The following is a 14,833-nucleotide window of genomic DNA, read 5'->3' as shown; positions in this document are numbered from 1 at the left end:
ATCAAACATCACCCATTGAAAACATCCATAAACAAGTACGCCAACCCCACAACAGCAGCTGAGACCAACACGATCAACAGGTAGCGCCCCAGATAGCTCAGGGTCTTACTCAGTAGCATCACCTCATCCACCCTAGCCTGCTGCTTGCGTGGTTGGCGTGGTTTTGGTTTGGCCTTAGCGGACAATGGCTTGGTTAACTGTTTTGGCGATTTCACCACCCGTTTGGGTGGCGTAGCAGCTGATGGGGCTTTACCCCCACGTTTGGGTGGTGTAGTGGCTGATGGTGATTTTACCACCCGTTTTGTTTTTTCGGTCATGGGCTAAAATGGGCTTCCAGCAAAGCGCGGATCTTGTCCGCCATCTTCGTACCACGGTTGGCACAACTCATCATCAATTGAATACGATAATACAATCTCCTGAATCATTTTGAAATACGCCGCTTGCCCGCCGACTCTGCCGTCACCAACACCTCAAACGCCCGCTCCACCCGATTGCCCGCCTCATCCACCACGGTCAGTCGATGTTTGCCAGCCAACGGTTGTACCGCTTGTTGATGGAACGTCTGCGTCGTACCGATAAACTGGTTATCCAAATGCCAATACAACAGGGCTTCCTGATGACTGGGAACGGCACGAAAAATAGTTTGCCCCAACTTACCATCGAGTTCACGCGGCAGGTAAATTTGCATTCCCTCTTGCGGGTAAACCACACTAAGCGCCTCCTGTTGACCACTTTCACTGCTTTGACAATCAGCACGCCACGGCGGTAACGGCAAATAATCGGCATGAAATTGCTGATAGAAACTGGCCTGATCCGGCGGCAATACAAACCAATCGCGGGTTTGCATGTTTGCCACCGATTCGCAATCACTGGTGACACGCCATTGGCCGCTGGCATCCAGATGGATCAGTTGGTGATAAGGCGTAATCCGTGCAAAGTGGCTACTGAGCGGCAGATGTAGCGTCTTCGTCACACAGCTACCATTGCTAAGATAACCATCATCACGGCAAATATCGACCTGACTCATTTGCCAATCAGGGCGTTGGAACCAGCCACGATTCGGCGGCAATAAGCTGAAAGTATTAAATAAAATCGGGGCGGCACTTTGTGTTCCGGTCAACCCGGCACGGCCTTCACCCGCCGCATTGCCCACCCACACCCCCACCGTGTAATCCGGGGTTGTGCCAATCGCCCACGCATCGCGCTGCCCATAACTCGTGCCGGTTTTCCACGCGACCTTACGGCTACTACTGAATTTTTCCCAATAGCCATCATCACCGGGGCGGGCAACATCCAACAGTGCGTCCACCGTCAACCAAGCGGCGGCACTGGACAAGGTGGCAATGCGCCCGCTGTCGGCCTTGTCTGTCAACAACACCCTGCCCTGCTGCCAAAAGGTTTGCTGATGCTGCTGGTCTTGTGACGCACGCTGCGCAAGATTGGCGTAGGCCACACTTAAATCCCACAAGGAAGCCTCCCCCCCACCCAGAATCAGGCTCAAACCATAATCCTGCGCTGAACGGGTCAGGTGCGTGAAACCCAATTGGCGCAATTGCATCAAAAACGGCTCGACACCCCGTAAGCTCAACAAATTGACAAGCGGAATATTCAGCGAACGCGCCAACGCTTCCCGCGCACTCACCGAACCGTGGTAATGACGATTGTAATTCTGCGGGGTAAAACCACTGTAATTCACCGGCACATCTGCCACCAGCGAATCGGGCGTGATCAACCCTTGCTCAAGCATATCGGCAAATAGCAACGGTTTGAGGGTACTGCCCGTACTGCGTGGACGTTGAATCATGTCAATCGCATGGCCTTGATCGGTGCTGAAATCCATATCAGGACGATTCCCCACATACGCCACCACCTCAAAGGTACGGTTATCCAGCACGAGCACCGCCAGATTTTGCACACCCTCCAGCGCCAACTGTTCGCCCGTGCGTTGTGCCAGCGTATTGAGTTGCTGCTGTACATTAACATCCAAGGTAGTGCGGAAACGTTGCCCTGTAGGATGTTGTGCTGCCAGCGTATCCAACAAATGCGGCGCAAGCCGGGGCAATACATGGGGCGCATCAGGCAACGGTTCAGCGACAGCCAACTCATAATCCAGCTTGGACAGTAAATTCCGGGTAAACAATTGCTTAAGCAGACGATTACGCTTACTCAGCAAACGCTCACGGTTACGTCCGGGATGAATCAGGGCAGGATTGTTGGGTAATACTGCCAACAGCGCACTTTCCGCCCACGACAACTGCTCAGGACTACGAGCAAAATAGCGCCACGCGGCGGCTTCCAGTCCAACCACATTACCGCCAAACGGCGCGTGACTGGCGTAGAGTTTGAGGATCTCATCTTTGCTGTAACGACTTTCCAGACGCCACGCCCGTAACAGTTCCACAACTTTTTCGCTCAAGGTACGCGGGGGATTGCTACGTGATAGGCGAATCACTTGCATACTCAGGGTGCTAGCACCGCTGACCACACGCTGTTGGTACAGATTATCGTAAGTAGCACGTGCCAAGGCGAGAAAATCTACGCCACTGTGTTGTTGAAAACGCTTATCCTCAAACTGAATCAAGGCGGTGGTAAATTTATCCGGTACGCTATCCATTTCAGGAAAACGCCACTGCCCATCGGCAGCAATGTGTGCACTCAACAACTTGCCGTGGCGATCCAACAGCAAGTGCGAGTGGGTAGTAAGGAATAACGCGGTGGGAAGGCTGTAGAAATACCACCACCCCACCAACCCCGTTACGACCAGAAGGACAATCCCCTTCAATACAAGCTTCAGTTGGTCAGCTCCGGCTTAACCTCCAAGGGTGCGCTCATGGGGACGACCTTCATGATTTTCACGGCCAACCCTGCTGTCCGCGCCCGGATGGCAGGCTGATACATGGCTTCGGTACTGATGGCTGGGAAATAAAACTCGCCGAGGAAGGCAGCATTGAGTTTGATGTTGACCGTTCTGGTTTCACCCACCGCCAAATCGAAATAACTCAATACGCGATCATCACGCACGTCCTGATAGGTCAATCCAGCCGTGTTATTGGCAGCGGGCTTTTCCTCTGAGGTCGTCACGGTTGTTCCAATTTCCATACCCGATGGCAGCAACGTAGACAGTGCCACATGCTTCAGGGCTGCACTGTCGGCGTTGGTCACCTTAACATTCAGGTCATAGTCCTGACCTTGCTGCAATTTCAAGGCTTCTGTCAGCGGTGTCTCGGTATCCCAAACCTTGTTACCTTGCTTGTCGAATAGCTCCGCTTGCAAGCTCATGCCCTGCGCTTCCGCCTGTTCATTGCCTGCCGGAGCAATACCGCGTTGCGTTACCGTGGCGTAGAGCTTGCGGTCGCCATCATTGTGCAGGGCAAGCTGGAAGGCTGCATCCTGCACAGTGAGCAACTGACTCAGCAGCGGCTGAGCACTGTTCAACGGCGTTGCGGCGGCTTGATCCAGGCTAAAACTCACGGCCAGCGGCTGCTGACTCGTGCTCAGGTAATGCGCGACGGATAGCAATGCCCAGCTAATGTCGTGGGTATTCTGCACGGTAGTACTGCCCAGTTCTGTCGCCATTTGCTGCACCACTAAATCGGCATCCTGCGTTTTTTGCAGTGCCAGCAAGGTTTCCAACTGCAAACCGAGTTGCCCCAGTGTCTGGCTGAAGGTTTGCTCAGAAGTGGGTGTATTCAGCTCAGTGGCGACCAATCCAGCCGTGGTTTGTTGCGCCGCTTCGGGTTGCCCCGCCAGCACATACGCGGCAGCAAGCAACCAACGTGCCTGCGGGTTAGCCTTGCCGGACTCACGCAAACGGTTCATCGCCCCCATCTGTGGTTTACCGGCGACGGCCAGCACATACAAGCGATAGGCTTGGGTGGAACTGGTGTCTTCGCCCGTGCTGGCGGTCCAGTTTTGCGACTGTTTCACTTGATAGGCTTGCCATGCGGTCATCATCCCCAGTGGCACGCTGTAACCCTGCTTTTGCGCTTCAATCAGGAAGTGCCCTGCGTACAAACTCGCCCAATCGTTGGCTTCAGTCGAACCCGGCCAGTACATCAAATTGCCATTACTGCTTTGGAAATCAGCCAATTTAGCAATGGCACGTTTCACATAATGTTCAATTTTCTGCTGGCGCTCAGGGTCAAGCTTGAGCAACTTGGGCAAATACAATTGCGGGAAGACTGCCGATGTGGTTTGTTCCAAGCAACCGTGTGGGTAGTTGATCAGGTAATCCAGATGTTGTTCCAGATTCAGATTAGGAATACTGGCTAGTTCCAGCATACTCTGATTTGTACCGGCCATGCCGTGTGGAGTAATCGCCGTTTGCCAATCCGCTTTCGGTTCCAACGTGTGGCTCACCGTGCGCAAACTGGGTAAATTGGGCGCTTGTATGGCCAAATCCACTGCGTGGCTGCTACTGAGTGTGCCGCTGGTCGCAGTAAATGTCAGCTTACCTTGCATCGGCTTGTCGCCTGCTTTCACAAACAGGGTCACCACTTTTTCACCCGCTTGCGTGAAGGGCACGGTGAGTGCGGGGCCAACACTGGCGAATGCGCCATCCGCCTCGACCTTGACTTGCACCGATGTAACCGCTGGGTCAGCAACGAACACGGTTAAGGGCACTTCGATGCGTTCACCGACTTTCAGGGTACGCGGCAAGGACGATAACAACATCAACGGTTGGCGCACGAACACAGGCTGTTCCGCCTTGCCATAAGCCGTGCCGTCAGAGGCCACCGCCATAATGCGCACTGCACCGAGATAGGAAGGCAACTCAACGCTGTGTTCCTTGGTTTCCCCGGCATTCAGATGGAAAGCCCCAAGGAAACGCACCACCGGCGGGAAACGCTTCGGCTTGTTGGCGGCATCGTCGATTTGTGCCTCGTCACCACCACCGATAGCCAGAATACGTTCCAGATTACCGCTGTATCCCCCTATCACGTTATCGAACAAGTCCCATGTTTTGATCCCCAAGGCTTCTTTGCGGTAGAACGCCTTGTGCAGATCGGGGGCTTCATAGCGGGTTAAACCGAGCAAACCCTCGTCGACCACCGCCAGGGTGTAATCCATAGCGTGACCAGATTGTTCGCTGATACTGAAGGTTTGGGTGCTTTCCGGCTTCCATTCTTCCGCTGCTTTCAAGACGGGTTGCAGCTTGGTGGCAGGGTCTTCGACCAAGAGCGGAATGATGCCGTACAAACGCAGCGGGCGGTCATTTTGCTTGTTCTGGTGCGCCTGCAATAACGTCACGCTAACGTAGGCGTTCGGTGCCATGGCCGCCGTAATAGGTAACGGAATTTGAGTGCGCTGGCCATTAAACTCAATCCAGCGTTGCTCCAGAATCTGGCTGCTGGTTTCGACCGTGAACAAGGCTCGCCCAGCTTGGGCTTCCGGCAATTGAATTTGCGCGGTTTCGCCCACCTGATAGTTGGTTTTGTCGCTGCTGAAACGCAACATGGCAGCAGCACCACTGCCTTCTTCCTGCGCACGACCTGCCCAACCCGGCCAATCGACGTACAGGGTTTTACCGGTGCAATGCTTGCCTTCCAAGTCGCAGGCGCGGATCAAATAACGCCCCCATTCCGGGTATTTGATTTGAAATTTCCACTCGCCTTTGCCGTTAGTGGTGTTGACGATGGACTGCTGCAATTTGCTGCTGTGGCTGGAATCGGCGTATTCGGCCAGCGAATCAGGGGTTTTATCCCACCACCATTTCCACTCGATTTTGTAGAGGGTGACTTCAACTTGCGGCAGGGAAACTTCCTGACCCTCCGCGTTCAGGCTGGCAATGTCGACAGTGTGTTCAGTGTCGGTGAGCAACATGCCACGCTCGTCATCGCCCTTGGGCAGTTTCATGCCAACGTAGTGTTCAAACGGGTGATAATCAATCTCCTGTTTACTGATACTGAAGCCGCCACCTTCTTCGTGTACGCGACTGGTAAACCAGGCGCTGAGCATACCCGGTGCAGGCTGCTTCGGTTGGAAAGCTTTATTAAAACGTAAATAGCCTTGCTCATCCGTGCGCCCTTCCAGCAATTGCTGCTCTTCGCTGTCCAGCTTGCGGGTGGGGTCGTCGAAGGTGTAATCGGCATAACGCCCGAATTCGGTGGTTTTTTCGCGCAAACGCACGCTGACATCGGCTTTCAGATGGCTGGCCGTGCCACCGTGTAGCCATTGGGCAAACAGGGTTGCTTCCGGCAGTTCGCGGTAGCCGTGCAACGTATCCACGCCGTAATTGAGTTCGACTTTGAGACGGTTGGGACGCACGGTTTCGATTTTCAGGGTTTTGTCGAACGTACTGCCGCCGAGTACCGCTTTCACCAACCAGTCGCCGGTGGGGTCACTGTCCGCTGTTTTCAGCGTGAAGGGGTAAAAAGCGCCCGTCGGCTGGTTGTTGGTGACGGTTTGCTTGAGTTTGCCGGTGGGGTCAAACAATTGCACGGTTACCGGGTGCTTAGGTGGCAAGGTGTTAGCACGATCCTGCAAAACAAAGGTGAGGTGAATATCATCACCGGGACGCCAGACACCGCGCTCGCCGTAGAGCACACCTTTTAAGCCTTTTTGCACAGTTTCGCCACCAATATCGAACTGACTGGTTTCGAGTGCGGTATTGGCGTTGAGCTTGAGATAAGCACGGTCGCCCGCTTTTTCCGCGACCAGTAGAAAACTGGTAGTGGGGCTATCAAGCTCCGCAAAGCCATCCCCGCCGGTGATCGCGGTGGCAAGGGTTTTGCCCTGAAAATTACGCAAGGTCAGGTTAACACCGACGGCTGTTTCGGCAGTGCGCAAATCGGTGGCGATCACATGCACTTTGCCGTTGCCGTCCTGTTTGGCAATCAGGCCGAGGTTGCTGGCCATGAAGTTGTGGCTCGCTTTGGTTTGTTCGCTGTTGGCAAAATAACTGTCGTTGCAAGCATCATCACGTTTATCCCAGTCGTAGTCTGGGGCGTCGCTGTTGACAGCGTATTCTTCAATGCCATCCCAACCGCTGGCTTGCGTGCCCTCGTCATCTTCGGCACTCGCCAAGGGTTTATCGGTAATTTGTGGCGCGGGTGTACCCGCTGGGCAAGGGTAGGTGGAATGGCGACGGTCTACCGATAATGCCAGTCGGTAGAGTGTGCCGGGTTTGGTTTTGAATAATTCGCTAGCATCAATGTCGTAACGATTCCACTGGTTGGCGTTGGCGGCGGTGAGCGGGATGGTTTTACGCCACAGGTAACGTCCGACCCGTTCTATTTCACGATCGCCCTCCAGCCCGTTCACTTGCAGGAATTGCTCGATATTCTCCGGGAACACTTCGATAGCGGTGATTTGTACGGCATTCACACCACGCGCTTCCAGTGGAATGGTCATCTGTTGGTTGTCGGGCAAAATACTGCCTTTGCCAACAAAGCGCACCGCAGGTTTGGGAGCACCGAGAGTAATGGATTGTTCAGTACGCTCGACCAGTTTGCCCAGAGAAGCGGCAGCGGCCTTGATACCCGCTTGCAGAATGAGTTTTTGTTCGCCCGGTTCCAGTGCACCGGTGGGGTAAACCAACAGGCGGTTGCCGACGATTTGGGTACTGACTTCGCCACTGCCGAGCTGTACCAAGCCCTTCAGGTCTTGCTGGGTATCAAGTGCATCAGAAAAACTCACCGTGATGTGCGGCTTACCTTCCGTGTCTTCGCTGGCGGTGTCGATGCGGGTAATGCTGAAGGTTTGTTGGCTAGGGATAGCGATGTCTTTAGAACCACTCGAAGTACCTTGCGCGTTCAGGCTTTTACCCTCCCAGCTCAGATGCAAATCGGTGGCGAAGGTTTCACGCGGAATCGCGTTGACAGTAAAACGGTGTTCTGTGCCCTTGTCGTTGTGTTCCCACGTCAGTGACAGCGGCTTCTTCTGAGAAGTGGCTTGCAGGATTTTTTCCAGCATCTCTGGGGCGACGTAATCAGAGGTGAATACCCGGCCTGCCAAACGCATTTGGGTCGGCTGATCGGGGATGGGTTCAAGCCCTTCAGTTTGCACATCCAACTCCAGCGGAGCGGTTTTGAAGGCGAAGTCGATCGGTGGGGTATCAGCAGGGATATTCAGCAAACCCGCCGGTTTCACGGTGAGCGTGTAGCTTTGCCCAGAAGCCAACGGCGTGGCGGGTACAAAGACGATGCTGCTGGTGGTGTCGAATTGTGCGTTGCCTGCGACATCTGGGGAGAGTTGCAAGTAAGCCGCTGCACTGCTGCCCACTTTATCAGCACTAATCACAGCTTGGCGAAAACCAATCGCCAGTGGCTGATGACGCAGTTGGATGCTGGGCGGGCGCTGGCTAAACAATTCGGTGAGTAATCGCGTGCGATCTTGTAGAGCGGCATCAGGCTTGGCCGCGACGGTATCAGCGGGCGTGTCAGTATTGCAACCGCTCAAACTTGTTATCCCTGCCAACAGCAGAAACAAGAATAAAGCACGCAGCATGAATGAAAGCTTCATCATGATGATCCCCAGCAAGTTATAAGTTTATTTATAGACCATCATTCTAACGTTTATTTTCAGAGAGGGGTAATTTTAACGAAAATATTTCCTATGGAGGCAATGCAACATCACCTCCACAGGACATTGGCAAGCGTTAGCTTTTAACCATTGCTTCACATTCAGTGATCAAATCATCCAATACTTTGACTGCGGTTTTGGCTTCTGCTTTGATTTCTTTCAGGAAATCCAGTTCGCTTTTGCTGACAGCACCGTCTTTCAGCACTAGCTCACGCAGCATATCAACTTCCTTGGTACTGATGTGACCATCACCCAGTACGAAGCCTTTTGCTACTTTACGCCATTCTGCCATGATCGATTCTCCTATGAAGATATTGTTTAATAAATTACCTACTGCGATAGTATCCATTAAGTCGCCGACTGAAACAATGTCTTGCTATCCGCTGGTATTTGGTTGCTGTTGATACTTCACGTTGTGCCATACGCAACTTTCCGCGTTTCCCTTGCATAACAAATCCATTAAACGCTATCGTTCAAGCATATAACAATGACATCAGAAACAAACATCAGAAGAGGAGAAGCAAACCCATGTTGCCAGCTATGCGCGTCTACGGGTTGATGGTTTTTATTGCCGCACTATTTTTCACCCCCATTCTTCAACAGTGGACGGGGCAAGCACTCGCAGTGCTCTTGATCACCCTGCCCTTTGCCCTATTCAGCGTCATTCAGTATCGGCGGGTAGGCTGTACCCGTAAGGATTGGCAGGGGGTGCGCCATCACGCTGATCTGTGGCTGACCATTATGGGCAAAGCGGTGTTCTGGGGCATTATGCTGGCGCTGCTGGCAGTTTACCCGGCACACTGGGCATTACTCGCGCTAACGGCTGCTGGCCTGTTGATCGGGATGCAAATTGCGCAACGTATGTCCGTCACCCATATCGAAACCGGGCTGATTCCGGTGGGCGCATTGGGCATCATGGCCAGTATTATCGTACTGGGCTGGCAATCTTCCGCCACCTTGCAAGCGGCCGTGCTGCTGTTTTTGGGCATTATGGGCGGGCTGTTTGTTGCACCGTTACACGCCTTGCTGCGCTACCACGTTCCAGAAGAACAATTACCCAAGGCCACGCCTATTGACCATCTGGCGCAAAGCGTGGTGATGCTGGGGTTTGTGGGGGCGGCTGCCCTGCTCTCTTGGCAAGACTTGGGCAGTACGCTGTTGATGACGGTACTGACCGCCACCACGGTAGCAGGTGCAGTGTATACCCTCTATCACATGCCACAATCTTTACTGCGCTTTGTATTCAGCCGCCTGTTCCGGGCGCGTTACCGCCTAAAAGTGATGGGTTTTGAACATTTACCTGCCAAGGGTGGCGTCTTGCTCTTGGGCAATCACATCAGCTTTATCGACTGGGCGCTGGTGCAAATGGCTTCACCGCGCCAACTGCATTTTGTGATTGAAAAAGGCTATTACGAACGCTGGTATCTGAAAGGTTTCCTCAACTGGTTCGGGGTGATTCCCATCAGCAGCGGTGCGAGCGCCGATTCGCTGGAAAAAGTGACCGAGATGCTGAAAGCAGGCGAAGTGGTTTGCTTGTTCCCGGAAGGTTCGATCAGCCGCACCGGGCAATTGTCCGACTTCAAACGCGGCTATGAGAAAGCGGTGAAAAATACCGGGGCGGTGATTGTGCCGTTTTACCTGCACGGTTTGTGGGGCAGCCGCTTTTCACGTTCCAGCGGCTTTTTGCGCGAAAACCGTCAGTCTGGGTTCAAGCGTGACATCGTGGTGGCGTTTGGCAAAGCCTTGCCTGAAAATATCCCAGCGCATGAGTTGAAGCAAAAAGTATTCGACCTGTCGTTTACGTCATGGGATACCTATTCACACCTGATCGACCCTATCCCTGTGAACTGGTTGCGCTCCGCCAAACGGCAGAGTTTCCGCATGGCAGCGGCGGATGTGATCGGCGAGCCGTTGAGCCACCACCGCTTCATGACAGCCGTGTTCCGCTTTGCCGTGCTGATCAAGAAACTTAGCCCGGAACAGAATATTGGCCTGTTATTGCCTACCAGTGCGGGCGGGGCGATTGCGAATATGGCCGTGTTGAGCCTGGGTAAAACCATTGTGAATTTGAATTACACAGCCAGCGCTGAGTCGATACACAGCGCGGTTCAACAAGCTGGTTTGCAACGGGTTTACACCTCCAAGCGTTTCCTCGACAAACTCAAGGAACGCGGCATTGATATTGTGGCCATACTGCCCAATACCCCGCTGACTTTTCTGGAAGACTTGAAGGCCGAAATCCCTAAACACCAATTGCTGCTCACACTTTTGATGTCTATGTTATTGCCGACCCGTTTGCTGCAATGGCTGTACATTCCTAACATTGATTTGGAAGCGACGGCTGCCATTCTGTTTTCCAGCGGCAGTGAAGGTGCGCCCAAAGGCATTGAACTCTCACACCGCAACTTGGCGGTGAATGCGCGGCAGGTGGCGGATGCGCTGAATACGCTGGATAACGACGTGATCATGGGCACATTGCCAACCTTCCACGCCTTCGGTTTGCTGGCGAGTACGCTGATGCCGCTATCAGAAGGCATCCCCGTCGTGTGCCACCCTGACCCGACCGATGCGGTGAATATCGCCAAAGGCGTGGCGCGTTACGAAGCGACCTTACTGTTTGGCACAGGTACATTCCTGCGTTTATACGCGAAAAATTCCCGTGTGCACCCACTGATGTTCCAATCGTTGCGCTACGTGGTCGCGGGTGCGGAAAAGCTTGCGCCGGAAGTCCGCCGCCTGTTCCTCGACAAATTCGGCAAGAAGCTGCTGGAAGGCTATGGGGCGACTGAAACCTCGCCCGTTGCTGCCGTCAACCTGCCCGACCAGCTCGATATGCGCTACTGGAAAGTGCAATCTGCTAACAAGGAAGGCACGGTAGGTTTACCCTTACCCGGCACTAGTTTCCGTATCGTTGACCCGGACACGCTGGAAACCTTGCCAACAGGAACAGATGGATTGATCCTGATCGGTGGCCCCCAAGTCATGAAGGGCTATCTGGATGCGCCGGAAAAAACCGCGCAAGCCATTGCCGACATCGACGGGCAACGCTGGTACAAAACCGGCGACAAAGGGCATGTGGATGAAGATGGCTTCCTCACCATCGTCGACCGTTATTCACGCTTCGCCAAGCTGGGCGGGGAAATGGTCAGTTTAACGGCAGTGGAGCAGCAAGTACGGCAGATACTGGGCGATGCGGAACTGGAAATGGTGGCGGTCAATTTGCCAGATGACAAAAAAGGCGAAAAGATCGTGTTGCTGATGGCTGGGGCACATGATGAAGCAGCAGTGAAACGCCAGTTGCTGGCGGGTGGGATGAATCCGCTGATGATTCCATCGACTATCCGCAGTCTGGCGGAAATTCCGAAGTTGGGGAGTGGCAAGACGGACTTCGGATCGGCGCGGAAAGTAGCCTCTGATTTAAGTTAACGCCAAATCTTTGGAAAAATAAAGCAAGGGGGCAAAGATAAGAAATGCCCCCATACGCCTCATCAGTCAGATCAAACCATTCATCCCTATCAGAAATTCATATCCTGATTAATCAGCTTTACAATCCATATTGATAAAAATATTTTTGGTTAAAAGCCATCAGGAATTATTCTCATGAAAAAATTACTGGTTGTAAATGCTGGTCTTGCTGCCTTGTTGGGCTCAGGCATGGCTGAAGCGGGATACTCACCCTACTACGTTGGTGCCGGTCTTGGTGCAACAGGCAATAACGGCAACGAAAGCCAGTTCTGTCCGGCATGTGAAGGCTCGCAGTTCAAGATGCGTAACGATAAAAGGGATAACCGAGGTTACAAGGTTTATGGGGGAGCCAATCTCACCCAAAACATTGGTGTCGAAATAGACTACACCGATTTAGGCAAAACCTACGATGCTGACATGTATCGTCCAACACTGGATGGACGCGCTGAACGCGCACATGCTTGGCAAAAAACCCGTGGTATTGGCGTGAGTGCCAAGGTTAACCGTCGTGTTACCCGCAAAACATCTGTCTACGGCAAAGCCGGGGCATTCGCTTGGGAAAACAAAAACCAAATGGATTACACCAACCTTGATGGTATTAGCGAAACCTACAAAACCAAGGATGAGGGGGTTAGCCCAAAACTCGGCATCGGTCTTGAGCATGAAATCACGGACCATGTGAGCATTCAAGTCGGTTGGGACCGCACCTTTAACAATGGTAAAGGCAACCAGTTCCTACACCTAGATCAGAATAAAAACTATGCTGATCTACGTAGCGTAAAAACAGACACAGACATGGTTTATGTTGGTGCAACCTTTAACTTCTAAGCATCAGGGGCAAACAAACACTTGCCCCCTGCCGCTTTGGTGATAGCGCTTAAGCGCTCGGCATGTGCGGCTAATTCGTCGCCACTCGCTGAAATAACACGCAAGCGACTCACATCAGCCGTCACGCGACGTATGCCAGCTCCACCAACGCTGCCACTAGTGTTATCTTCTTCACCACCGAGTAGCAGATTGACTTGCCCACCTGTCATAGCTAGATAGACATCTGCCAATATCTCAGCATCCAGCAAAGCGCCGTGCAAAGTACGATGGGCATTGTTGATTTCGTAGCGCTTACACAGTGCATCTAAGCTAGCACGCTGCCCTGGAAACAGTTGCCGCGCCATCCGCAACGTATCGGTGACGGTACATAAATCGGTAAGCGGCTGGTGTTTGGCATTCACCAAACGCAGTTCATGGTTGAGAAAACCGATATCGAAGGGCGCGTTATGGATAATTAACTCTGCCCCACGCAAGTAATCCAGTAGATCACCCATGATCTCGTCAAAACGCGGTTTATCCGCAAGAAAAGCATTGGTAATGCCATGGACTTCAATAGCCCCAGCATCAATTTCACGATCTGGCTGTAAATACTCATGGAAATTTCTGCCCGTCAAACGACGATTCACCATTTCCACACAACCGATTTCAATAATGCGATGACCATCTTTGGGGTCGAGGCCAGTGGTTTCGGTATCAAGAATAATCTGACGGCTCATAATTTTTTCTCATCAATGGCTTTGTTAGCCAGTTGGTCAACCCTTTCATTTTCATCATGCCCACTATGACCTTTCACCCAGCGCCAGTCGATTTGATGTTGAGCCGCTGCGGCATCCAAACGCTGCCAAAGATCCTGATTTTTGACAGGCTTCCCAGCGGCCGTTTTCCAACCTTTACGTTTCCAACCTGCCATCCACTCGGTAATGCCTTGGCGCACATATTGTGAATCGGTGGTCAGTATCACATCACAGGGACGGGTAAGTGTCTCCAACGCCTGAATAGCCGCCATCAGTTCCATCTGATTATTCGTAGAAACGGGCTGATACCCATAGAGTTCACGTTCTGTGCCATTATAACGCAGCAACGCACCCCAACCACCTGGCCCAGGATTCCCCCGGCACGCACCATCAGTGAAAATCTCAACTATCTTACTTGGCATCATTACTCTCTTTGCGGACAAAACGCCCTACTCCCGGATTAACGACCATTCCCGATCTCAGTACGGGCTTGACCTTACGGGAAGGCAAAAGCGGTGTCATATTGGAAACTTTCTTTTGGGCATGAATAATCGTCACATTCCCTGTCATCAGGCGAAACTTGCTGCCCAAACGATCTAACCAGCGATCCTGTTTAAAAACATAATGACCATTGAATACAGGGCAAAAACCTGTCGATACGATTTCGCACACCTCAAACCCCAGCACACTCAGCCATTCACGCACGCGAAAAGTTGAATAAAACTGACAATGCCGAGCATGAGGTTTAAATAGATAGCGTAATTGCCCCAAGCCCCGGAAGCTTATCGGATTAAAGGCAATGAGGATACAGTGCCCTTCTGGCACTAATACCCGCTCAATTTCACGCAATACTTGATGTGGATGATCCGTACAATCCAGCGCATGGCTAGCAATCACCAAATCAAGATTACTTAAAGAAAAAGGCAAATGCTCGGGGGTCCCTCTGACACTGACAGGCTCACCTTCTACTGCCCCCAAGGAGAACTGACTGGCGATACGCGACTCTTCCAAAAAGGAATGCTTACCTGCCAATACGCCGGTTTCCAGTGCATAGTAGCCGAAGATATCCGTACTCATGCCACTGACAATACGTTGTACTCGCGCCAAGGTAATCTGCCCAGCAGCGCTGGCATACCAATCGCGACAGGCATTGATAGCCGCTGGGGATAATGATGTTGTAGATGTAACGTTCAGCGATTTTTCCTTGTCCATCTGGATGATACATATTATATTCGCGTCAGTTCTATTCATTATAAAAACTTATACGCAGTACGTGGCTTGCT

General features: G+C 52.5%; 9 protein-coding genes. 2 read left to right on the top strand and 7 right to left on the bottom strand.

Annotated features, from left to right (window positions below):
- Positions 1-8 precede the first annotated feature (8 nt).
- The 4 genes from Q394_RS22485 to Q394_RS0113455 all read right to left on the bottom strand — a co-directional run bounded on the left by Q394_RS22485 (position 9) and on the right by Q394_RS0113455 (position 8,815).
- A complete protein-coding gene (locus Q394_RS22485) occupies positions 9-317 on the bottom strand; it encodes a hypothetical protein (RefSeq protein ID WP_156946873.1) in 309 nt (102 codons plus the stop codon).
- Between the two features lie 104 nt (positions 318-421).
- Positions 422-2,782, bottom strand: coding sequence for a penicillin-binding protein 1C (pbpC, locus tag Q394_RS20385; RefSeq protein ID WP_245606793.1), 2,361 nt, complete (start codon positions 2,780-2,782; stop codon positions 422-424).
- Between the two features lie 8 nt (positions 2,783-2,790).
- The gene (locus Q394_RS0113460; RefSeq protein WP_028489728.1) at positions 2,791-8,466 is read right to left on the bottom strand and encodes an alpha-2-macroglobulin family protein; all 5,676 of its coding nucleotides are present in this window, start codon (positions 8,464-8,466) and stop codon (positions 2,791-2,793) included.
- A 133-nt stretch (positions 8,467-8,599) separates the two neighbouring features.
- Positions 8,600-8,815: a hypothetical protein gene (locus Q394_RS0113455; protein ID WP_028489727.1), complete on the bottom strand. Its 216-nt coding sequence runs from the start codon at positions 8,813-8,815 to the stop codon at positions 8,600-8,602.
- Positions 8,816-9,051: 236 nt separating this feature from the next.
- Here Q394_RS0113455 and Q394_RS20380 point away from each other — a divergent pair, with 236 nt between their 5' ends.
- Together Q394_RS20380 and Q394_RS0113445 are read left to right on the top strand one after the other, a co-directional pair.
- Positions 9,052-11,949, top strand: coding sequence for an AMP-binding protein (locus Q394_RS20380; RefSeq protein ID WP_038141562.1), 2,898 nt, complete (start codon positions 9,052-9,054; stop codon positions 11,947-11,949).
- Positions 11,950-12,123: 174 nt separating this feature from the next.
- Positions 12,124-12,816, top strand: a complete 693-nt coding sequence (locus Q394_RS0113445; RefSeq protein WP_028489726.1) for an outer membrane beta-barrel protein — start codon at positions 12,124-12,126, stop codon at positions 12,814-12,816.
- On the opposite strand, the gene dnaQ is transcribed toward Q394_RS0113445, so the two are convergent.
- From dnaQ to Q394_RS0113430, 3 genes are read right to left on the bottom strand one after another with little or no spacing between them, the layout of a single operon-like run.
- The gene (gene dnaQ / locus Q394_RS0113440; protein WP_028489725.1) at positions 12,813-13,532 is read right to left on the bottom strand and encodes a DNA polymerase III subunit epsilon; all 720 of its coding nucleotides are present in this window, start codon (positions 13,530-13,532) and stop codon (positions 12,813-12,815) included. The genes Q394_RS0113445 and dnaQ overlap by 4 nt on opposite strands.
- Positions 13,529-13,972 (bottom strand): ribonuclease HI, encoded by a 444-nt coding sequence (gene rnhA / locus Q394_RS0113435; protein ID WP_028489724.1) that lies wholly within the window; start codon positions 13,970-13,972, stop codon positions 13,529-13,531. Before rnhA ends, dnaQ begins: the two co-directional genes overlap by 4 nt.
- On the bottom strand, positions 13,962-14,801 hold the full coding sequence (locus tag Q394_RS0113430; RefSeq protein ID WP_084260477.1) for a class I SAM-dependent methyltransferase: 840 nt from the start codon (positions 14,799-14,801) through the stop codon (positions 13,962-13,964). The genes rnhA and Q394_RS0113430 overlap by 11 nt, the downstream gene beginning before the upstream one ends.
- Between the last annotated feature and the right edge of the window lie 32 nt (positions 14,802-14,833).

This window comes from Thiothrix lacustris DSM 21227 (assembly GCF_000621325.1).
Classification (GTDB): domain Bacteria; phylum Pseudomonadota; class Gammaproteobacteria; order Thiotrichales; family Thiotrichaceae; genus Thiothrix; species Thiothrix lacustris.
Note: the sequence above shows the minus strand (reverse complement) of the source record. Positions and strands in the feature narration are given on the sequence as shown.